At 62.7% G+C, this 20,129-nt stretch carries 24 protein-coding genes; 13 read left to right on the top strand and 11 right to left on the bottom strand.

Going from position 1 to position 20,129, the window contains the following annotated elements; all coding sequences use genetic code 11:
* Positions 1–225: 225 nt before the first annotated feature.
* Entirely contained in the window at positions 226–807 is a 582-nt protein-coding gene (locus AB5Y47_RS18820; RefSeq protein ID WP_042864483.1) for a YjaG family protein, read from the bottom strand.
* Positions 808–968: 161 nt separating this feature from the next.
* On the opposite strand from AB5Y47_RS18820, the gene AB5Y47_RS18815 reads away from it, so the two are divergent.
* Positions 969–1,913: a D-2-hydroxyacid dehydrogenase gene (locus AB5Y47_RS18815; RefSeq protein ID WP_043152907.1), complete on the top strand. Its 945-nt coding sequence runs from the start codon at positions 969–971 to the stop codon at positions 1,911–1,913.
* Between the two features lie 63 nt (positions 1,914–1,976).
* On the opposite strand, the gene mepM is transcribed toward AB5Y47_RS18815, so the two are convergent.
* Positions 1,977–3,314 (bottom strand): murein DD-endopeptidase MepM, encoded by a 1,338-nt coding sequence (mepM, locus tag AB5Y47_RS18810; protein WP_041212320.1) that lies wholly within the window; start codon positions 3,312–3,314, stop codon positions 1,977–1,979.
* A gap of 270 nt (positions 3,315–3,584) precedes the next feature.
* Here mepM and AB5Y47_RS18805 point away from each other — a divergent pair, with 270 nt between their 5' ends.
* On the top strand, positions 3,585–4,886 hold the full coding sequence (locus AB5Y47_RS18805; protein ID WP_043152912.1) for a LapD/MoxY N-terminal periplasmic domain-containing protein: 1,302 nt from the start codon (positions 3,585–3,587) through the stop codon (positions 4,884–4,886).
* The gene (locus tag AB5Y47_RS18800; RefSeq protein ID WP_042014953.1) at positions 4,883–5,824 is read left to right on the top strand and encodes a TAXI family TRAP transporter solute-binding subunit; all 942 of its coding nucleotides are present in this window, start codon (positions 4,883–4,885) and stop codon (positions 5,822–5,824) included. The genes AB5Y47_RS18805 and AB5Y47_RS18800 overlap by 4 nt, the downstream gene beginning before the upstream one ends.
* Here AB5Y47_RS18800 and AB5Y47_RS18795 read toward each other — a convergent pair.
* Positions 5,819–6,493, bottom strand: a complete 675-nt coding sequence (locus AB5Y47_RS18795; protein WP_041212317.1) for a transglutaminase-like cysteine peptidase — start codon at positions 6,491–6,493, stop codon at positions 5,819–5,821. The two genes, AB5Y47_RS18800 and AB5Y47_RS18795, sit on opposite strands and share 6 nt — an antisense overlap.
* Positions 6,494–6,569: 76 nt before the next feature.
* Positions 6,570–7,508 carry a zinc ABC transporter substrate-binding protein ZnuA gene (znuA, locus tag AB5Y47_RS18790; RefSeq protein WP_043152916.1) on the bottom strand — a complete coding sequence of 313 codons (939 nt, stop codon included), beginning with the start codon at positions 7,506–7,508 and terminating at the stop codon, positions 6,570–6,572.
* Positions 7,509–7,602: 94 nt separating this feature from the next.
* Between znuA and znuC the strand changes: the two genes are divergently transcribed.
* Together znuC and znuB are read left to right on the top strand one after the other, a co-directional pair.
* The gene (gene znuC / locus AB5Y47_RS18785) at positions 7,603–8,367 is read left to right on the top strand and encodes a zinc ABC transporter ATP-binding protein ZnuC (RefSeq protein WP_342041016.1); all 765 of its coding nucleotides are present in this window, start codon (positions 7,603–7,605) and stop codon (positions 8,365–8,367) included.
* 9 nt (positions 8,368–8,376) lie between these two features.
* Complete coding sequence (gene znuB, locus AB5Y47_RS18780; RefSeq protein ID WP_010672803.1) at positions 8,377–9,156, top strand: zinc ABC transporter permease subunit ZnuB; 780 nt, start codon at positions 8,377–8,379, stop codon at positions 9,154–9,156.
* A gap of 104 nt (positions 9,157–9,260) precedes the next feature.
* On the opposite strand, the gene AB5Y47_RS18775 is transcribed toward znuB, so the two are convergent.
* Positions 9,261–10,178, bottom strand: coding sequence for a LysR substrate-binding domain-containing protein (locus AB5Y47_RS18775; protein WP_042014956.1), 918 nt, complete (start codon positions 10,176–10,178; stop codon positions 9,261–9,263).
* Positions 10,179–10,269: 91 nt separating this feature from the next.
* Here AB5Y47_RS18775 and AB5Y47_RS18770 point away from each other — a divergent pair, with 91 nt between their 5' ends.
* Positions 10,270–11,127 carry a DMT family transporter gene (locus AB5Y47_RS18770; RefSeq protein WP_010672801.1) on the top strand — a complete coding sequence of 286 codons (858 nt, stop codon included), beginning with the start codon at positions 10,270–10,272 and terminating at the stop codon, positions 11,125–11,127.
* Here the strand turns inward: AB5Y47_RS18770 and AB5Y47_RS18765 are convergent.
* Positions 11,124–11,714, bottom strand: coding sequence for a uracil-DNA glycosylase family protein (locus AB5Y47_RS18765; protein WP_368220510.1), 591 nt, complete (start codon positions 11,712–11,714; stop codon positions 11,124–11,126). The two genes, AB5Y47_RS18770 and AB5Y47_RS18765, sit on opposite strands and share 4 nt — an antisense overlap.
* A gap of 102 nt (positions 11,715–11,816) precedes the next feature.
* On the opposite strand from AB5Y47_RS18765, the gene rarD reads away from it, so the two are divergent.
* Together rarD and AB5Y47_RS18755 are read left to right on the top strand one after the other, a co-directional pair.
* A complete protein-coding gene (rarD, locus tag AB5Y47_RS18760; protein ID WP_368220508.1) occupies positions 11,817–12,710 on the top strand; it encodes an EamA family transporter RarD in 894 nt (297 codons plus the stop codon).
* A complete protein-coding gene (locus AB5Y47_RS18755) occupies positions 12,707–13,042 on the top strand; it encodes a GIY-YIG nuclease family protein (RefSeq protein ID WP_143237027.1) in 336 nt (111 codons plus the stop codon). Before rarD ends, AB5Y47_RS18755 begins: the two co-directional genes overlap by 4 nt.
* Before the next feature lie 50 nt (positions 13,043–13,092).
* Here AB5Y47_RS18755 and pspG read toward each other — a convergent pair whose 3' ends face one another.
* From pspG to AB5Y47_RS18735, 4 genes are all read right to left on the bottom strand, one after another.
* Entirely contained in the window at positions 13,093–13,311 is a 219-nt protein-coding gene (gene pspG, locus AB5Y47_RS18750; RefSeq protein WP_010672797.1) for an envelope stress response protein PspG, read from the bottom strand.
* Between the two features lie 47 nt (positions 13,312–13,358).
* Complete coding sequence (locus AB5Y47_RS18745; RefSeq protein ID WP_010672796.1) at positions 13,359–13,565, bottom strand: PspC domain-containing protein; 207 nt, start codon at positions 13,563–13,565, stop codon at positions 13,359–13,361.
* A 2-nt stretch (positions 13,566–13,567) separates the two neighbouring features.
* Positions 13,568–14,230, bottom strand: a complete 663-nt coding sequence (pspA, locus tag AB5Y47_RS18740) for a phage shock protein PspA (RefSeq protein WP_010672795.1) — start codon at positions 14,228–14,230, stop codon at positions 13,568–13,570.
* A gap of 206 nt (positions 14,231–14,436) precedes the next feature.
* Positions 14,437–15,165: a 1-acylglycerol-3-phosphate O-acyltransferase gene (locus AB5Y47_RS18735; protein WP_368220506.1), complete on the bottom strand. Its 729-nt coding sequence runs from the start codon at positions 15,163–15,165 to the stop codon at positions 14,437–14,439.
* Between the two features lie 163 nt (positions 15,166–15,328).
* On the opposite strand from AB5Y47_RS18735, the gene AB5Y47_RS18730 reads away from it, so the two are divergent.
* The 4 genes from AB5Y47_RS18730 to AB5Y47_RS18715 are packed head-to-tail and all read left to right on the top strand — an operon-like array spanning position 15,329 to position 19,086.
* Entirely contained in the window at positions 15,329–15,709 is a 381-nt protein-coding gene (locus tag AB5Y47_RS18730; RefSeq protein WP_103261193.1) for a hypothetical protein, read from the top strand.
* A gap of 55 nt (positions 15,710–15,764) precedes the next feature.
* Positions 15,765–17,807 (top strand): protein-disulfide reductase DsbD family protein, encoded by a 2,043-nt coding sequence (locus AB5Y47_RS18725; RefSeq protein ID WP_368220504.1) that lies wholly within the window; start codon positions 15,765–15,767, stop codon positions 17,805–17,807.
* A 10-nt stretch (positions 17,808–17,817) separates the two neighbouring features.
* On the top strand, positions 17,818–18,558 hold the full coding sequence (locus AB5Y47_RS18720) for a DsbA family protein (protein ID WP_010672791.1): 741 nt from the start codon (positions 17,818–17,820) through the stop codon (positions 18,556–18,558).
* A 3-nt stretch (positions 18,559–18,561) separates the two neighbouring features.
* A complete protein-coding gene (locus tag AB5Y47_RS18715; RefSeq protein WP_368220502.1) occupies positions 18,562–19,086 on the top strand; it encodes a protein disulfide oxidoreductase in 525 nt (174 codons plus the stop codon).
* Positions 19,087–19,164: 78 nt separating this feature from the next.
* Here AB5Y47_RS18715 and AB5Y47_RS18710 read toward each other — a convergent pair whose 3' ends face one another.
* Positions 19,165–19,575, bottom strand: coding sequence for an EF-hand domain-containing protein (locus AB5Y47_RS18710; protein WP_368220499.1), 411 nt, complete (start codon positions 19,573–19,575; stop codon positions 19,165–19,167).
* Between the two features lie 267 nt (positions 19,576–19,842).
* On the opposite strand from AB5Y47_RS18710, the gene AB5Y47_RS18705 reads away from it, so the two are divergent.
* Complete coding sequence (locus AB5Y47_RS18705) at positions 19,843–20,127, top strand: DnaJ domain-containing protein (protein WP_042079392.1); 285 nt, start codon at positions 19,843–19,845, stop codon at positions 20,125–20,127.
* Positions 20,128–20,129: the final 2 nt, after the last annotated feature.

Below are 20,129 nucleotides of genomic sequence, written 5' to 3'. Positions count from 1 at the left end.
ATGACCTCAGTAATGGAGATGTTCTCGTCGGTGATTCTCTGTCAAGTGCAACCAATAGAAGCGAGCTTACAACAGCAACGAATGGCCCCTAAGAATCAGGAGAAAAAAAGTTAACCATTTGAAAAAAAATGCATAAATGCTTTCTCACACACCAAAAAAATGAACGCTCAGAGATAAAAAAAACTCCCGACCGGGAGCTTTTTTTATGGGCAGTACGCGATGGCGTTACGCCTCCAGGCTGATGCCGATGTTGGAGACGCCGTCCTGGGCCGCGAAGGCGCGGATGGCAAGGATGCGGTCGCTGTCCCGTTCATGGGCCACCCGTTTGAGCAGTTCGACCTGGAACTCCAGCTCCGCTTCCATGTACTCGTGCTCATAGAGCTCCTCATCGCTGAGATCCCGCTCTTCCAGCATCTCGATGAAGCCGGCGACCGTGCCGACAGACGCATGGCTGGCGTCGTTGGCCTCTTCCCCCACCCGGCAGATCACCGAGTTGTAGGCACAGCCCAGCGCCACGCAGGCGTCCAGTGCCGGATAGGCGCCGTAGGATTCAAACTTGCGGGGATCGGGAATGTAGACTTCAAACGCTTCCAGAATGGCACCAAGATTGACGCGGGATCCCTTGACCGTCAGGTAGTTCCACATCTGATCCAGCGCGTGACGGAATGCCCTCGCATCCCCGAAACCGGAAGCCTGGGTAAAGAGCACATAGTTGGGGTACATGCGCTCTGCCAGCGCCAGGGTATAGACGGTTTGCTGCCAGGGCTGCAGCTCGGCCAGTCGCTTATAAAACTTGTCACCAAACACTGGAGTCGGATCCTTTGCAAAATGTGGGGCAGATTGTAGCCCACGAGGGCCCCGTCTAAAAATGAAAAAGCGCCCTGCTCGACTATCTTGCCCGATCAACTGGGGTAAGATGGAGACAGCATCCCTCTCGCCTTGCCATAAACACGATAAGGAACAAGAGTATGAGCCAACGTACCCTGCTGCTGTTGAGTCAGGACAACAGCCACTATGAACGCCTGCTCAAGGCGGCCCATCTTCCCCATCTGCACATTCTTCGGGCCGACAATCAGGCCGAGGCCGAACAGCTTATCGGTGACGCTCATATCCTGATGGCCGAGCCTGCCCGGGCCAAGCCGCTGCTGGCCAAGGCCGGCAAGCTCAGCTGGCTCCAGTCCACTTATGCCGGGGTCGACGTGCTGCTGGACGCCAGTTGCCGCCGCGACTACCTGCTCACCAATGTCCGCGGCATCTTCGGCCCCTTGATGAGCGAGTATGTGTTCGGCCATCTGCTCAGCCTGACCCGCCAGTTGCCACTCTATCGCGAGCAGCAGCAGCAGGGCGTCTGGCAGAGCCATCCCTATCAGGGCTTGAAGGGAAAGACGCTGCTGCTGCTCGGTACCGGCAGCATAGGGCAGCATATCGCCCACACCGGAAAGCATTTTGGCATGAGGGTGCTCGGCATCAGCCACAGTGGCCGTGAGCGTGCCGGGTTCGATCAGGTGTACCAGTTGCCGGCTCTCAACAAGATGCTGGCCCAGGCCGATGTCATCGTCAGCGTGCTGCCCGCCACCCGCGAGACTCGCCACCTCTTCACCGCCGAACGCTTCGGCCACTGCAAACCGGGCGCCATCTTCTTCAACGTCGGTAGAGGCAATGCCGTCCATGAGGGGGATCTGCTGGCGGCACTGCAAGCCGGCAAGCCCGCCATGGCGGTGCTCGATGTGTTCGAGCAGGAACCCCTGCCCGCTGACAGCCCGCTCTGGCACCAACCCAATCTCATCGTGACGCCCCACAACAGCGCCTACAGCTTCCCGGAAGATGTGGCCCAGATCTTCATCCGCAACTACATCCGCTTCATCGATGGTCAGCAGCTGGACGGCAGGATCGACTTTGACAAGGGTTATTGAAGCCGTTCTGCAATGAAAAGGCCCCGCCAGTTGGCGGGGCCTTTTTCGTCAGGAGGGAGCCGTTCAGCCCGCCTCCATCTCTTTGCGGTAGCTCTTCACCTTGGCGAGGAACTGACGCTTGTCCTTGCCGGAGAGCGGCTCCGCCATCGGCAGCTTGATCTTCATGGGATCCACCGGGCGGTTGTTGATGCGTACTTCGTAGTGCAGGTGAGCACCGGTGGAGCGGCCCGTGTTGCCGGAGAGGGCAATCTTGTCACCCATCTTCACCTTCTGGCCCGGCTTGACCAGCAGCTTGCTCAGGTGCAGATAACGGGTCATCAGGGTACGGCCGTGCTTGATCACGACATAGGTGCCTGCCAGCGGGTGGCTGGTTGCCTTGAGGACCACACCGTCACCGGTCGCCATGATGGGCGTGCCTACCGGCAAGGCAAAGTCGGTTCCCTCATGGGGCCGGACCTGCCCGGTAATGGGATGACGGCGATTCGGGTTGAAACTGGAGCTGACCCGGTAACGGCTGTGAGTCGGATAACGGCGGAAGCCGCGCTCCAGGCTGTTTGCCTGACCGTCATAATAGTTGCCATCTTCCGACAACCAGGCTGACACGGCCTTGCCCTGGCTGAACACCTCGACCCCCAGCAACTGGGTATTGCCCGTACTCTTGCCGTCGACCGTCTCCTGACGGACCAGCACCTTGAACTTGTCACCCTTTTTCAAATCCTTGGCGAAGTTGAGGCGCCACTGGAACAGGTTGGCAATCTTCTGGATATGGTTGGCCGGGATACCGGCATTGCGGGCGCTGACGTAGAAGCTGCCGTTGATGACACCGTCATAGCTCTTCTGCTGCCACTCTACCTCTTCATTGAGCATGTTGGCGCTATAGGTGTCGTCGGTACGCTCCAGCACCAGGGTCTGCTTGATGTTCAGGCGGATCTTCAACTGCTGCAGAATGTTGTCCTGATCGATCAGCAACTCGATGGTCTGACCGGGTTTGAGACGCGCCAGGTTGTTCTTGGCATCCGCATCCAGCACCTTGTAGAGGGTGGTGGTGGACAGCCCCAGGTTGTTGAAGATGGTGGTCAGGTTCTCGCCGTTGCGAACCCGGTAATCTTGCCATTGAGGCGTGGCATCGGCCGGGATGTCGTCTTCGGGAGCGGCTGACTCGACCAGCTCGTGATCCGGAATGTCGTTGAAGTCGGTGTTGTCTTCGTTGGTTGCGGTGCCCGTGGTGGCGATCGGCAACTCCAGACGCAGTGGCCGCTCCAGGATGTCACCGGGAGCTGGCAATACGGCTACCGCTGACAGCGTCATGGCCGTGAGCAATAGCATGGCATAGAAATGCTTGCGGGGAACCGGGGGTTCCCAATTGGCAGCCTGGGCTACCAAGGGACGGAGACGTTTCATCCGCTATCCTGTTATTAGATCTAAGGGTGGTGGTTGTGGGTCTGTTTTTATGAGTTTTTATTATGAAAACCGAATATCTGGCTTTTAGACCTAAATACTTACAAAAAGTTCATAGCTCCATGCACGAAACTCACATTTTATGCATAACCTTCCAGCATGGGCAGAAATGATCGTCATTTTCAGCCATTTTTTTCTATTTTTAAGAACCAAGTCCGGTTGTGGTGCTCTCCGGCCCAGAAAATGTTGCAAAAACATCTCCATGGAGTGGGTATGTCATTGGCAAAATTGTTAAATGTAATCATCCTAATCCTCTTCACCATCGGCGCCGCGCTGCTGCTCGTGCTGGAGATCACCACGGTACGACAGTCTATTCTCGACCAGATGTCGGCCAACCTTGAAACCGCCATCACCGCACTGGGGCTGGTGCTGCAGGGCACTCTGCTCAACGATGACAAGGTCCTTGCCGAGACCATAGTGAACGCCATGTTCGACGGAGGCTTCGTCAACTCCGTCGTTCTGCTGGATCCGGATGGCCAGGTGCTGTTCCAGAAGGTGTTCCACACCGCACAGCAAAATGTTCCAGGCTGGCTCCCCTCAGTTATCGACATGCCACCGGTCAAGATTGAGCAGGAGTTGACCGACGGCTGGCGCATTCTCGGTACCCTCACGCTCGAGGGACACAAGGGTTACGCCTACCAGCATCTGTGGAACGCCATCAGTCGTACCGGACTTGCGCTGCTCGCCGGCCTGCTGGTGTTCAGCCTGGTAATCACCTGGGTGTGCCGCCGCCTGCTGCGCCCCCTCGAACAGATCAGTCTGCAACTGGCCCGAATCCGCAAACGCCAGTTCAGCGGCAACCTGCCAACCCCGTGGCTTCGCGAATTGCAGGAAGTCGTTGTCTCCATCAACCAGCTGGTCTCTGAACGCAAGCGGGACCTGCTGCAACAGCGGCTCAAGATCACCCAGCTTGGCAAGCACGACGCTCTCCCGACCCACCAGAAGCTCGTTGGGCTGGTCGACACCGATGGCAACACCTATCAGCAGCATTTCTTCTCCACTCAGGGGAGTATCAGGCTCTACAGCCGCCTGCTACCCAAGCACCCCCCCACCACGGACAGTTCGCCGGATGAAATTCGGGGGCTGCTCAACGACTGGCTGACTCAGAAGGCGGAAGGGCTCCAGCTGCCTCTCAGCCTGCTCGGCCACCCAGACTGGGCGCAGTTTGCCCCCGTGCTGACCAGCGCTCGTGGTAAGACGCTGGACTGGCGCTGGGATCTGGCGATCTTCCCCCCCCTGGCCGAGGAACGACTGACCGCACTCCAGTCCCAGGGGATTGAGCTGGCATTCAGCAACATCCCGATGAACAACGACAATCTGGCCAGGCTCGACCCCATCAGACCTGTCTTCATCAGTTGCCAGCTCACCCAGTCCCCCCTTTATTGGAACCTGCTCTCCCAATGCCTCCATGCTTCCGGCTACACCTTGCTGGCGGAAGCCGGCGACGTAAGCGATGTGGACATGCTGCGCAGTTGGGGCATCGATGGTTATGCCACTCAGGAGAATGCATCATGAGGATCCCGCTGCTGCTGCTCGCCCTGCTGTGGCAACCGACCCTGCACGCGACCACCATGACCATAGGCACAGGGGGGGAGCAAGGCATCTATTATCAGGTCATCAAGGAGTTCTGCAGACTGGCCAAAAAAAGTGACCCCACGATGCCCTGCAAACTACAGGCCAGCTCCGGGTCCATCGAAAATCTCCGCCAGCTGAAAACGGGAGAGGTACCCTATGCGCTCGTCCAGTCCGACTGGCTCTATCAGGCCAGCCAGGGCACCGGGCCTTTCGCTGCCCAGCCACAACCCGAGCTGAGGGCGCTCTTTGCCACCCACGCCGAACCTTTCACCATAGTGGTGCGAGCCGATGGGGATATCACCACCCTGGAGCAGCTCAAGCTGGCCCCCATCGACATGGGCCTGAAGAGTTCAGGGACTCGTCAAACGGCATTGGCCCTGTTCAATGTTCTGGGCGCAAAGGAGCAAGATCTCGATTTGAAGAGCGTCGCCAATCTCTCCGAAGCGTTGTGCAATAAACAGATCGATGCCTATGGCCTTGTCATGGGTCATCCCAACCGCATCGTGCTGGACACCGCCAAGCGCTGCGCCGTGCGCTTCCTGGCGATCGAGGGGCCCGTAAGGGACCAGCTGCTCAAGGGGGTCAGGTATTATCAGCGCAGCCAGGTGCCGGCACGCATCTACCCGGGCAACCTCAAGGCAACCCCCACCTTCGCCATCGCCGCCACCCTGGTGACCAATGCCGCCACTCCCGATGACGAGGTCTATCGGCTGACCCGGGCCATGCTGAGTCAGCAAACCAGTTTCAACGAACAGACCTATGGCTATGCGAACCTGTTTCACAAGGCGCGCAACAAAATAGGCCCGGTGCTGAGTGTCGAACAGCATCCGGGCGCGGGAAAATATTTCGAGGAGTTGAAGGCGGCGGGCAAGTTATAGCTGGCGACGGGGGGAGCGCAAATGCTCGCTGGAGAAGCGGCTCTGCATCGAGGTCCACTGGGCCAGGCGATCGGCACTCCCCGCCAGGGTTCCCTCGCGACGGGATTTCATGATCCAGATGCTTTTGGCATCGAAACTGTAAACCGGCTGCAGATCATTGCGCTTGCTCCCCGGCAGGATGCGGCCATTGATGTTGTCCAGCACCAGGGGATCTGACTTGATGGTCGGGAAGTACAACGTCACCATGTGGAATTGGTTGTAACGAATTGCCTTCACATAGGCCAGCCGCAGCTTCTTCTCGTCGACCCCCAGCTCCATCAGGGTATAGTACTTGGCGATGCTGTAGTCCTCGCAATCCCCTCCTCTCGCCCCGATGAACTCCAGCGGATTGGCCCAATAATCATCATCCCCCCACAGTCTGGGATCCTCGCTGTAGGTCAGGTTGTTGAAGTAGTTGTTCACCAGCTCCAGCTTCTGCTGGTCCGTCGTTCCGGCTCTTGGCGTCAGCAGACGAGAGAAGGCCTCGGACCGCTGGATCGCTCTGGCGCCATAGACCGCCTGCATTTTTGCCCTGAGTTCCGGGCTGGCGATGTGTTCGGAAAGACCGGATGCCTGTATGCCGGATCCCAGCAGGGTCAGCGTGCAGGCAGAGACGAGCAACCATTTCATGACTGACACTCCATATCAGATGCTGGAGGTCAGTATAGTTGGCCGCGCCGCCTCTATCGTCAATGTCGGGCAAGGCCTAGCGGCACTGGGCGAAGGCATCCGCCAACTGCTGCATGAATTGCGGATAACCGTCCGGACCGAGCGGCACCTGCTCGCCGACTTCGTCCAGCAGCAGCACCTTGGCCCCGGTATTGCGGGCAACCGACTCGATCACCGCCGGGGAGAACTGCGGCTCGGCGTAGATGCAGCTCGCCTTTTTCTCTTCCAGCGCCTTGCGGATGTCAATCAGCGTCTTGGCTCCCGGGCGACGCTCCGGGCTCACGGTGAAGTGTCCCTTGGAGCTCATGCCGTAGTGACGCTCCCAGTATCCATAGGCTTCGTGGAACACGAAGTAGCCCTTCTGATCCACCGCGTTCATCTGCACGGCGATCACCTTGTCCAGGGCGTCAACCTTGCCCTCGAAGGCCGCGAGATTGGCGGCATAGCGCGCCTGGTTGGCAGGATCCAGCTTGCCCAGTTCGGTCGCGATCGCCTCGGCAATCACCTTGGCCTGGGTTGGACCCAGCCAGATGTGGGGATCCACCCCTTCGTGGTGGTGCCCTTCATGGCCCTCGTCGTGCGAGCCGTGGTCGTGGGCGGCATGGTCATGATCCTTGTCATCATGGTGATGATCGTCATGTTCCCCCTGGGTCGCATAGTTGTACAGCGGCATGCCGGGAACCTGGGTCAGGGTCAATACATGAGGATGCTGGGCCAGGGGTTTGGCCATGAAGCCTTCCAGCTCGGGACCGACCCACACCACCAGATCGGCCTCCTTGATATTGCGCATGTCGGAAGGGCGCAGGGAAAAATCGTGGGGCGACGCACCGGTGGGCAGCAGCACCCCGGGCTCGCTCACACCATCGGTGATCGCCGCCGCGATGAAGCCCAGGGGTTTGATGGTGGTCAGCACCTCGAGGGCACGGACAGGCAGACTCACCGCCATCAGGGCAGTGATCAGAGCAAGAATTCGCATAGAGGTCTCGTCAGGGTGTGTGTGTGTGATAATATAACAAACCAACGTCGCTGTTATATTATAACTCTCACAGGCTGTAAACCCCGGAGCTGTCATGACCCAACTGGTGGAGCTGAAAGAGGTCTGTCTCTCATTTGACGGACGACTCGTGCTCGACAAGGTCTCCTTTACCCTGAACAAAGGCAAAATCACCACCCTGGTCGGCCCCAACGGGGCGGGCAAGAGCACCCTGAGCAAGCTGGTGCTGGGTTTGCTCAGCCCAGATTCGGGGGACATCGTTCGCCGCCGCGATCTGCGGATCGGCTATGTACCCCAGCGCCTCTATCTGGACCCCACCCTCCCCCTGACGGTGCGCCGCTTCCTGCAACTTGGCAAGAACAGCCGCCTCTCCATCGAGGAGGCGCTCAATCGGGTCGGTGCCCAGGGTCTGCTGGACAACCGGATGCAAAAGCTCTCCGGTGGCGAGATGCAGCGGGTACTGCTGGCCCGCGCCCTGCTGGTCAAACCCGAGCTGCTGGTGCTGGACGAACCGGTGCAAGGGGTAGATATCACGGGCCAGATCGAGCTCTATGCCCTCATCAGCCAGCTGGCCGCCGAGTTCCACTGCGCCGTGCTGATGGTCTCCCACGATCTGCACCTGGTGATGGCCAGCACTCACGAGGTGATCTGCCTCAATCGCCACGTCTGCTGCCACGGCGAGCCGGAGAGCGTGGCCCGGCACCCGGAATTTGCCCGCCTGTTCGGGCGGCCGGAGCGGGAGGTGCTGGCGGTCTATACCCACCATCACCACTGCGATGGCGAACACCATCATCATGAACCGCAGGCTCCCGTCATCCGCCTGCCCTCTCGCAACAACTAGGATCTTAACGTGGACAGCTTTCTGTTATACGCCCTCGCGGCCGGACTCGGCATCGCCCTGCTGGCCGGGCCCCTGGGCAGCTTCGTGGTGTGGCGCAAGATGGCCTATTTTGGCGACACCCTCTCCCATGCCTGCCTCTTCGGCATCGCCCTCGGCATCCTGCTGCAGGTGGACCTCACCCTGGCGGTCGTGGTCTGCTGCCTCGCCATGGCAATGCTGCTGGTCATCATGAGCCGCAACCAGCAGGTGGCCACCGACACCCTGCTCGGCATTCTGGCCCACAGCGCCCTGTCGCTGGGTCTGGTCACCCTGAGCTTCATGGACAACGTGCGGGTGGATCTGATGGCCTACCTGTTTGGCGACCTGCTCTCGGTGCAGCCCATGGACCTGCTCTGGATCTACGGCGGCGGCGCCCTGGTGCTGCTCACCCTGTGGCGACTCTGGGATCCCCTGCTCTCCATGACCATCTCGGAAGAGCTGGCCCGGGTGGAAGGGGTACGGGTGGATGTGCTGCGCTGCGTGCTGATGTTGCTGATAGGCCTGGTCATCGCCGTGGCCATGAAGTTCGTCGGGGCGCTCATCATCACCTCCTTGCTGATCATTCCCGCCGCCACCGCCCGCCGCTTCAGCCAGACCCCGGAGCAGATGGCCGGCTTTGCCGCCCTGACAGGCTGTCTCGCCGTGCTGGGGGGCCTTGCCCTCTCCTGGTATCAGGACACCCCGGCCGGTCCCTCGGTCGTAGTCTGCGCCACCACCCTCTTTGTACTGAGCCAGTTCAAGCGCACCTGACCCGCTCCTGATGGCCCTGGTCTCGCCAGTGCCATCAGGCCTCCCGAATCAGACTCCTGCGTCGTGGGCTGTGCCGTCCATTCTGCATAGGGCGCCCAGCACGTTCAGACGCGCCTGAGAGGCTCGTTTTCCCCGGGTCTCAGGCTCGCCTGCGACTCCTGCCACAGCCACTGACGCAACCGGCTGATGGCGGGTTCATGGGCGCGCGAGCGCTTGAAGACGAAATAGAAGTTGTCGCCGGTCTCGAGGGCGTGCAGGGGCAGCCGCACCAGACGCGGATCTTCCGGCTGCAACATGTAGTCATTGATGAGCGCCATTCCCTGGTCCCAGTTCGCCGCCTCCAGCGCGAGCAGGATATGGCTGAAATGGTGCACCCTCGCCTCGGGGGGAATAGTCAGCCCCCCCATTTCGGCCCAGCGCCGCCAATCTTCCCCCTTCTCGCGGTAGATAGCCTGGATGGAGAGCAGCGGCAACTGCCACAGGGTGGCGGGCCACTCCCCTTCCACCTGCTGCCACATCCGGCGACTGCACACCGGCATCAGCCGCTCCCGATAGAGCAGATCGTGCATGTAGCCCGGCCCTTCGGGGGAGACGGTGATGAAACCGTCCGCCACCCTGTCGGAGAGCTCGGGATCTTCCGCCACCATCTCCAGGCTGAGATCCAGCTCGGGATAGAGCTGGCGCAGCCCGGCCAGGCGCGGGATCAGCCACTTCACCGCAAACGAGCTGTAGACCGCGAGCCGCACCCGCATCTCGCCTCCACCGCGCAACTGCTCGCTGCTCTGGGCAATCTGGACCAGCCCGGCGGCGATCCCCTCGAAATAGATCTCCCCCTGGGGCGTCAGGGAGAGCAGCCGCCCCTGGCGCAGCAGCAGCCGCTCCCCCAGAAAATCCTCCAGCAGACGGATCTGGTGACTGACCGCACTCTGGCTGACATTGAGCTCCAGGGCGGCGCGGGAAAAACTCAGCAGGCGGGCAACCACCTCGAAATATTGAACGGCGCGCAGGGGGGGCAGCTTCATTATCCAAATTTCTCATGCGTGATGATTTTTTATCATTTTACTGGATAATAGGCCGCGGGCTACCCTCCCCTCATCTGAATCTGGAGGTGGTATGAATGCAGTCGGGATAGGCATCCTCTATCTGGTGCTCGGCAACATGGTGGCGGTCTTCTCCGATGCCCTGGTCAAGGTGCTGGAGCCGGACCAGCCCATTTTCCAGTTTGTCTTTTTCCGCCAGCTCTCCGCAGCCCTGCTGCTCGCCCCCTGGCTGCTCTGGTCCTGGCGGCGCAACCCGCCGGTAGCCCTCAAGTGGCACCTGCTGCGAGCCCACATCTGGGCCGTCGGCGTCTGCCTGATGGTGGTCGCCCTCACCCGGCTGCCGCTCGCCACCGCCAACGCCCTCTTTTATGCCGCCCCGCTGCTGATGGTGCCGCTCGCGGTCTGGCTGGCGGGGGAGGCACTCTCGCGCCAGAAGGTGCTGACGGCGCTGCTCGGCTTCGTCGGAGTGCTCATCGTGCTGCGCCCGACCGAGGTAAACTGGGCCGCCCTGGCGGCGCTCGGGGTAGCGCTCTCCCTGGCGGTCAACAACCTGCTGATCAAGCGCATCCCGCTCCAGCAGCCCATCGCCCAGACCCTGTTTTTCACCAATGTGCTGAGCATGCCCTTCATCCTGGCGCTGGCCTGGTGGGAAGGGGGCGAGTGGCAATGGCAGATGTGGTGGCCCGCCTTCGGCTCCTCGGCGCTCATCATGGTCTACGCGGGGCTGTGCGTGATGGCCTATCGCAAGGCGGAGGCGAGCAAGATCGCCTCGGCGGAGTACACCGGGCTGCTGATGGCGGTCGCCATCGGGGTCTGGCTGTTTGACGAACAGCCGGGGCTGCCGCTGCTGCTGGGGTGCCTGTGCATCATACTTCCGCTGGTCGCCATGGCCCGCAGCAAGCCCAAGCCCCAGGCCGAGCCGGCGCTCTAGCCTGCCGGGTCAAGCAGGGGGGCGACCCGCTGCTGCAGATGGGGGATCACCCCCTGCTCGAACCAGGGGTTCTTCCTGAGCCAGAGGGTGTTGCGCGGGGACGGGTGCGGCAGCGGCAACCAGGCCGGGCCATAGTCCGCCCAGTGTCGCACCGTCTCGGTGAGCGATCCTTTCGCCGCCGCCCTCAGGTAGTAAGCCTGCGCATACTTGCCGATGAGCAGGGTCAGCTCGATGTTGGGCAGCAGCATCAGTACCTTGTCGTGCCAGGTGGGGGCACATTCCGGGCGCGGCGGCAGATCCCCCGACTTGCCCCTGCCGGGGTAACAGAGCCCCATGGGCATGATGGCGATGCGGGATTCATCGTAAAAGATGGCTTTGTCCACCCCGAGCCACAAGCGCAGCCGATCGCCGGAGGGATCGTCCCAGGGGATGCCGCTGGCGTGTACCCGGGTGCCGGGGGCCTGGCCGATGATGAGCAGACGGGCGCGCTCGTTGCCGCGGATCACCGGCCTTGGGCCGAGCGGCAGGTGGGCCTCGCACAGGCGGCAGGCCCGGATCTGTTCAAACAGGGGATCGAGTCGGTTCATGGGCCCGATAGTACCAGAGTTTTCTCCCCGCTCCCGCTTGTGAAAGGGGCGGCGGATACTTATCATGCAGCCGCCATTGTTTAGTTTAATAAACGGAGAGAGATGAAGAACTGGATGGGCACCGGCAGCGCGGCCCTCTCATTCGTGCTGTGGGGCATGCTGCCCCTCTATTACCAGTTCATGCCCGAGATCAACATGTGGGAACTGCTCTCCCACCGGGTGCTCTGGTCCGTGGTGCTGCTGGGAGGCCTGCTTCTGCTCCTCGGCCAGCGGGTGCCCTGGGGGGCCCTGCGCGGCGATCCCCGGCAGCTCGGCCTCGTGCTGCTGGCAGGCCCCGTGATGTCCATCAGCTGGTGCATGTTCACCTGGTGCCTGACCACGGGCCAGGTGCTGGCCACCAGCCTCGCCTTCTTCATGACCCCGCTCTTCAACATCGCCTTTGCGGTGCTCTTCCTCAAAGAGAAGCTCACCCCGCAAAAACACCTGGCGGTGGCGCTCGCCCTGGCGGGGCTCGCCTACATGCTCTTCTCCTACGGCGAGCTGCCCTGGTTCTCCCTCGTGATGGGGGCCAACTTCGCCCTCTACGGCCTCATCAAGAAGAAGGTGAGACTGGACGCCGGTACCAGCCTCTATCTGGAGTCCCTGGTGCAGTTGCCCGTCGCCCTTCTCATCATCGGCTGGCTGATCTTGCAGGGCACCAGCCAGTTTATGGCCGGTGACTGGACCGATCGCCTGCTGCTGATGGGCAGTGCCCCCGCCACCCTGCTGCCGGTGGGGCTGTTCTGCTATGCAGTGGCGCGCACGCCCATGAGCACGGTGGGGCTGTTGCAATACATAGAGCCGAGCCTCGCCTTCCTGCTCGCCCTCTTCTGGTTTGGCGAGATCCCGGATCCGGTGAAATCCGTGGGCTTTGCCTTCGTCTGGGCCGGCCTGCTGGTGAGCCTGCTGCCCCTGCACCGGCTTGGGCGCCAGCGGGCCAGGTGGCGCACCTCGTGACCCTCGCCACCACCACTCCCTCCCGCTGGTTTGTCTATCTGGTGCGCACTGGCGCCGGGGCACTCTATGCGGGGATCAGCACGGATCCCGAGCGGCGACTGCGTCAGCACCAGAGCGGCAAGGGGGCCAGAGCCCTGCGCGGCAAGGGGCCCCTCTCACTGGTATGGCAGCAAGAGGTCCCCGGCAAACGCGAGGCACTGCGCCTCGAGTACCGCCTCAAGCAGCAGAGCAAGGCGTTCAAGGAGCGCCTGGTGCACGAGCCGGCGTTGTGGCACGGCTGGAGCCTTTCCTGGCTGGCCACCCCGCACACCGACCCTGTGTCGCCCCCATAAAAAGGGCCACTGCAAGCAGTGGCCAAGGAAGGATGCGAAATCAGGGAGGCTTAACGGTAGGTGTTCGACTGCTTGCGCCTGTTGCTGAGGAGCCAGCACACCACCAGCACCACCAGCAACCAGGGCGCCAGCTTGATGATGAGGGCAAACATGCCGGCCAGGGCGCCAAACAGCACGAAGACCCCGCTCACCAGCAGCATGGCCAGCACGGTGAATCCGGTCAGCGCCATGCCGATCAGCACCAGGATCAAGACGATAAATTCCAGCATGTTGTGCTCCTCACGGGCTTGCACTTGCCGACGGGACGATCCGGAGATCACCCCAGCCAGCGTTGAAGTTCACGGCGGGGAGGCATGACGAGCACCCCCACCAGATAGAGCGCCAGGGCCAGCGGCGGCATCAGGATCAGGGCGAGCAGGGCCACCACCCGCACCGTCACTCTGGACACCCCCAGCCCTCTGGCAAGACCGGCGCAGACCCCGGTCAGCTTGCGATGGGCGAGATCCTTGGGCCAGGGTGTCATGGTTATGCCTCCACCTTCTGACCCTTGAGCCGGGCCAGTTCCCGCTCAATCTCGTCGTTCAGCTCCAGCTCGCGGAACTGGGCCTCGAGGGACGGATTCTGCCCCAGGGTCGCCGCCTCCAGCTGGGCCTCCAGCTGATCGACCCGGTTCTGGAAGCCGTCGAAGCGGGCCACCAGCTCGTGCATGCGCTGGTTGTCCACCTGGGCACGGGCGCGGATGCGGCTGTGGGCGGTCTGCTCGCGCAGGGTCAGCATCTTCTGCTTCTCCCGCGCCTCGGTCAGCTTGGCCGCCAGTCGCTCGCTGTCGGCGGTGAGCTGGGCCAGCACCTCGGCCACCCGCGCCTTGTCCTCTTCCAGCCGCTCGCACTGCTTCATCTCCGCCAGCTTCTCGGTGAGGGCGGCACGGGCCAGATCTTCGCGGCCCTTCTGGATGGCGAGTTCGGCCTTGGCTGCCCACTCCTGGATCTGGTTGCGCAGCGCCTGCTGATGGCGCTCCAGCTGTTTCTGTTCGGCGATGACGCGGGCGGCCTGGGTTCTCATCTCGACCTGGACCTGCTCCATCTCCTCGATCATCAGCCGCAGCATCTTCTCCGGCTCTTCGCTCTTGTCGAGCAGGCTGTGCAGGTTGGCATTGATCACGTCGGTCAGGCGGCTGAATACGCTCATGGTCTGGCTCCTTGTTGATGGGGTGTCACTCTCTTCCCATGACATTACAAGAGCCGTGCCAGAATATTTTTTCCTTTATTTACAATTAGATGAAAGTTAACGATGGATGTTTATTGGATACGGCGTGGTGAAAAAAACCAACAAGATGGTGATTTTCACCAATAAAAAAGGGAGCCGGTGGCTCCCTCATACAATCAGCGGCGTACTCAGGCGGCCCGGGGATGACCGAGCTTGCCATCCAGCTCCGCCAGCTTGGCTTCCATCTTCTCCCGGCAGGTGTCGGAGAGCTCGCGGATGCCGGCGGCGCCGTGCTCCTTGCTGCACACCGGGGCCATCACCTCCAGCAGCACCTCGCCGTTGTCCCAGCGGTTGAGATCGACCTGACCGAAGTAGCTGGAGCAGACGATGGGCACCACGGGCACCTCGGCCTGGACGGCAGTGTGGAAGGCCCCCGCCTTGAACGGCAGCAGACCACGCCCCTGGGAGCGGGTCCCCTCCGGGAACATCCAGATGGAGGTGCCGCGATGCTTGATGCGATCCACCACCTGGCCGATGGTGCCGATGGCGCGGGAGCGGTTGGAGCGGTCGATCAGCACGTTGCCGGAGAGCCAGAAGATGAGACCGAAGAAGGGGAGCCACAGCAGGCTCTTCTTGCCCACCGCCACCACGCCGGGCTGCACGGCGCCGGTCACGGTGAAGATGTCGTAGTTGCTCTGGTGATTGCAGACGTAGACCGCCGGCCCCACCGATTTGACCTCGTCGGCCACCGTCACCCGGACCTTGAGGCCGATCAGCGGGCAGACCGCATGATACATGCGGGCAAAGACATAGACGTTGTTCGGGTGGCGCGGGCGCACCAGACAAAGCAACAGGCCGAACAGGAACCAGAAGACGAGCAGCAGTGCCAGCAGCAGCACACGGGCAAGTTTGAGCATCGAACACCTCGGAATTTGACTCGGCGCAGTATACTGGTCCCCCTTTTAGCGAACAAGCGTTCGCCAGACAGAACCGACCAGCCCCGGACGCCACCGGCCACCCCGGCTTGCCCCACCCGCCATTGCCCGCTAGGATGTGGCCATCTTGATGAACGGGGCGAGCATGATGTTGCAACAACGCGCGGCGACACGACTCCTGCTGCTGGTCTGCCTGCTGGTGCTCAATTGCGCGGCCCAGCCGCTGGCCCGCCTCGCCCTGCTCGATCACGCCGTGAGTTGCCAGACCCTGCCCCAGTTCGCCTCAGCCGACGACCAGGCCGACAAGGGCACGCCCGCCAGTGTGCAGCCCAATAGCTGCCAGCTCAACGGCAAGTGGCTGAGCGCCGCCAGTCTGCTGTGCGTGGAGCAACTCTTCTTCGCCATCGCCTTCGTGATTGCCCTGCTGGTGCCCCTGTCACGGCGCGCGCCGGCACTGCCTCCCCCCATCAATGTCTCGCCGCCGGAGCGGCGACTGCACCTCACCCTCTGCGTCTGGCGGGAATGAGTTCAGCCGCGCTTTTTCAGCCTGCTGTCACTCATTTTTTTGCGAGACCCAACACATGTCGAATCTCTTCAAGGCGGCCCTGCTACTGGGCAGCCTGCTGTGGCAATCCAGCGGATTGGCCAGCGATACGGGGTGGCTCACCCGCCCCCAGAACAGTCACGCCAAGGTCAGGCTGCAAGCCGACCGCAGCGTCCCGGATCAGACCCGCATCCTGCTCGATGTCCAGCTGGCGTCCGGCTGGAAGACCTATTGGCACAGCCCGGGTGAAGGGGGCATAGCGCCCCAGATCCTGTGGGATGAGCCGGTCGGCGACTTCCAGTGGCACTGGCCCACGCCGCGCCCCTTCGAGGTGGCCGGGCTCAACACCCAGGGCTATCAGGAGCAGGTACGCTTCCCCCTGAGTCTGGAATACCCGGCCGGGCAGCCGCTCAAGGGCACCTTGCGCCTCTCCACCTGCAGCAATGTCTGCATCCTGACCGACTACCCCTTCACCCTGGCGGCGGATGGGCAGACGCCGGCCGGTTTCGACTTCGCCTGGGCCCGGGCCATGAGCACCCTGCCACAGACGCTGCCCGCCGACACCCGGGTCGAGCTCGGCTACCAGCACAACCAGCTGCAACTGCGGGCCGAGCGGGTCGAGGGCTGGCAGACGCCTGCGCTCTTCATCGATGCGCTGGAAGGGGCCGAGTTCGGCAAGCCCGCGCTCGAGGTAAGCGGCACCACCCTGATCGCCCGGGTGCCGGTCAGCGACGGCTGGCAGGGGGATGCCCCTGACTTGCGCGGCCAATCCCTCGGCCTGCTGCTCGGTAGCGGCGAGCAGGCCTGGCAGACCCGCGCCACCATCGCCGGGCCCCTCGCCCTGCCGGCCCCCGAGCAGCCACGTCTCTGGCTGCTGGGGGCGGCGCTGCTCGGCGGTCTCATCCTCAACCTGATGCCCTGCGTGCTGCCGGTGCTGGCCCTGAAACTCGGCACCGTGTTGCAGCAGCAAGAGAGCGAACAAGGAGGCGTGCGCAAACAGTTCCTCGCCGCCAGCGCCGGGATAATCACCTCCTTCTGGGTGCTGGCAGCCATGAGCAGCCTGCTGCGCGCTACTCAAGGAGCCGTCGGCTGGGGGATCCAGTTCCAGAGCGCCGGTTTCATCGGCTTCATGGTGGCGGTGACCCTGCTGTTTTGCGCCAACCTGCTGGGCTTGTTCGAGATAAGGTTGCCCAGCAATCTCAACACTCGCCTCGCCACACGCGGCGGCGAGGGGCTCGGTGGTCACTTCCTGCAAGGGAGTTTCGCCACCCTGCTCGCGACCCCCTGCTCCGCCCCCTTCCTCGGCACCGCGGTGGCCTTTGCACTGGCGGCGCCGCTCGGCCAGCTCTGGCTCATCTTCACGGCCCTCGGCCTTGGCATGAGCCTGCCCTGGCTGCTGGTGGCGGCCCTGCCGCGCCTTGCCCTCTGGCTGCCCAAACCGGGGCGCTGGATGGGGCGGCTGCGTATTCTGCTCGGGCTGATGATGCTGGGCTCCAGCCTCTGGCTGACGAGCCTGCTTGACAACCATCTGGGCAGCACGGCCACCGGCTGGCTGATGGCCGCCATGGTGCTGGTGCTGCTGATGGGCATCCTCTGGCGCTATGGCCTGCGCGGTTTCACGTTGGCCCTCTCCCTCTCGGCACTCATCGGCGGCGCCCTGCTGCTGGGGGGCGCCCTCACGGTGAAAGGGGGTGGCAGCGTCGATCGCATCGCCTGGCAGCCGCTCTCCGAGCAGGCCATCGCCGACGCCCTGGCCCAGAACAAGCGGGTCTTCGTGGATGTGACCGCCGACTGGTGCGTCACCTGCAAGGCCAACAAGTACAACGTGCTGCTGCGTGACGAGGTGCAGCGCGCCCTGTCGGCCCCGGACGTGGTGGCCCTTCGCGGCGACTGGAGCCGGCCGAGCGATGCCATCTCCGCCTTCCTGCGCCAGCGCGGCGCCGCCGCCGTTCCCTTCAACCAGATCTACGGGCCCGGCCTGCCGGAAGGGGAGATCCTCTCTCCCCTGCTGGACAAGGCCGACTTGCTCGACAGCTTGCACAAGGCCGGCCTCGTTCAGGCCGATGCCACCCATTTCTAAGGAGAATGCCATGAGACTGCGAACCCTGACCCTCTGCACCGCCCTGGTAGCCGCCACCCTGGGCACCCCCACGCTGCACGCCGCCCCCTTCACCCCAGAGCAGGAGGCCCGCATCAAGGAGCTCATTCGCGAGACCCTGATCGCCAACCCCGGGATCCTCGACGAGGCAGCCGAATCCTGGGAGAAACAGAACGCCGCGACCCAGCAGGCCCAGATGGGTGACTTCATCAAGGGCAACCAGGACGTGCTGTTCAACAGCCCCACCAGCCCGCGCCTCGGCGCCAAGCATCCCAAGCTGACCCTGGTGCTGTTCACCGACTACAACTGCCCCTACTGCAAGCAGTTCGACCCGGCGGTCGCCAAGCTGCTCGCGGCCTATCCGGACGATCTGGGGCTGGTGATCAAGTTGCTGCCGTTCAAGGGACAGACCTCCGCCAAGGCAGCCCAGTACAGCCTGACCCTGTGGCAACAGGATCCTGCCCGCTTCCTCCCCCTGCACGACAAGCTCATGAGCAAGCAGGGGATGCTGACCGAGACGGACATCAACAAGGCGCTGGCCGCCACCGACAACCTGACCCTCAAGCCCGCAGGCAAGGCCACCGAAGAGCTGCGCAACAGCCTGCGCATCGGCACCCTCCTTGGCGTGCAGGGCACCCCGGCGACCCTGATCGGCAACCAGCTGGTGCCGGGTGCCATTCCCTATGACGAGCTGGAACAGCTGGTCAAAGCCGAGCTGGCCAAGCGGAGCTAAGCCATGGCCGAGGATGCAGGCATAAAGGCCCCCCGCTGGCGCCGCTGGGGCAAGGAGGCGCTCTGGCTGCTGCTGATGGCGCTCGTCATCACCACCCTGGTGGATCTGTGGCGCAGCCCCACCCTGCCGGCGGGGGCCATGGAGGCCCCCTTCACCCTGCAGGACGGCACCACCACCACGCTGGCCGAGCAGAGCCGCGGCAAGCCCCTGCTGGTCTACTACTGGGCCAGCTGGTGCGGGGTGTGCCGCTTCACCACTCCCACGGTGGAACAGCTCTCGCAGGAGGGCGAAAATGTGCTGACGGTGGCCCTGCGCTCCGGCAGCGATGAGCCGTTGCGCGCCGGGATGGCGAAGAAGGGGCTGACCTTCCCCACCCACAACGACGAGTCCGGGGATCTGGCCGCCCGCTGGCAGGTGGGGGTGACGCCGACCTTCCTCGTCATCAAGGATGGGGCTCTGGTAAGCAGCACCACCGGCTGGAGCAGCGCCTGGGGGCTCAGGTTGCGGCTGCTCTGGGCAAGCTGGTAGCCCCCCTTCATGCCAGAGATGAAAAAGAGCCCGGTATCGCTACCGGGCTCTTTTTCATCAGAGGGCTGACAACCCGCCCTATTGGGCGGCCTCCATCGCCCGCTTCTCAAGATTGGCCTTGATGTCGAGACGCTCAGACTCCCCGATCACCCCGTCACCGTTCTTGTCCAGGCGAGAGAAGAGCGCCTCCTGCCGCGCCATGAACTGGGCCCTGGTGGTCTCCCGCGACGGCTTGAGCTGGCTCATCCGCTCCGGGACCGGCTTGCCTGCCTGCTGCATCACGCCAGCCAGCTTTGCCAGGTTGGCCTCTTTCTCGGCAACCGACAGCACGCCGTCACCGTTTTTGTCCTGCAAGGCGAAGCGCTGGGCGGCGCGCTCCATGAACTGGGCCCTGGTGACATCCCCCATCAGCGGCGAGGCGGGCAATTTGTCGCTGGCAGAGGCGGCACTGCCTGCCATCGCGAGCACGAAAAACGCGGACTTGACCATGGCGATGACTCCTTGTGACGGCAGAATCCGGATGGTTCGGACAAGAGGGGGTCGGGCAACGCCAGAGCCTGCCGCCCCCCTCTGCCAGTGTAGCCCCGCCGCCATCTCGCACCGCCCGCTCTTTTCGTACAGAAAGACCGCACTTTCATGGCAGAGGCGCCGGCTTTCCGTTAAAATCTCCGGTTTTTGCCGAGCCTGGTTTGCCGACGTTGCGCCACCAGGTCGACACAGGATGAATTCCACCATGCCAGTGAGGCAGGATCCGTCATGAACAACTACTTCCGGGTGTTGGGCGTCAAGTCCAATGCCAGTGAAAACGACATCAAAAAAGCCTATCGACGGCTGTCGAACCAGTACCACCCCGACAAGCTGCACGGGGCAAGCGAAGAAGAGAAAGAGCAGGCAGCCCTCAGGCTGCACCAGGTAAAGCAGGCTTATGAAGTGCTGTCCGATCCGAAACAGCGGGCCGCCTTTATCAAGGATTTCAACAACGTCATCGTGACCGATCCCGCTGCTGCCATGCAGGAGATGTGGGACCAGTTCTACCCCTGAGC

Source organism: Aeromonas sp. R7-2 (assembly GCF_040908105.1).
GTDB lineage: Bacteria > Pseudomonadota > Gammaproteobacteria > Enterobacterales > Aeromonadaceae > Aeromonas > Aeromonas caviae.
Note: the sequence above shows the minus strand (reverse complement) of the source record. Positions and strands in the feature narration are given on the sequence as shown.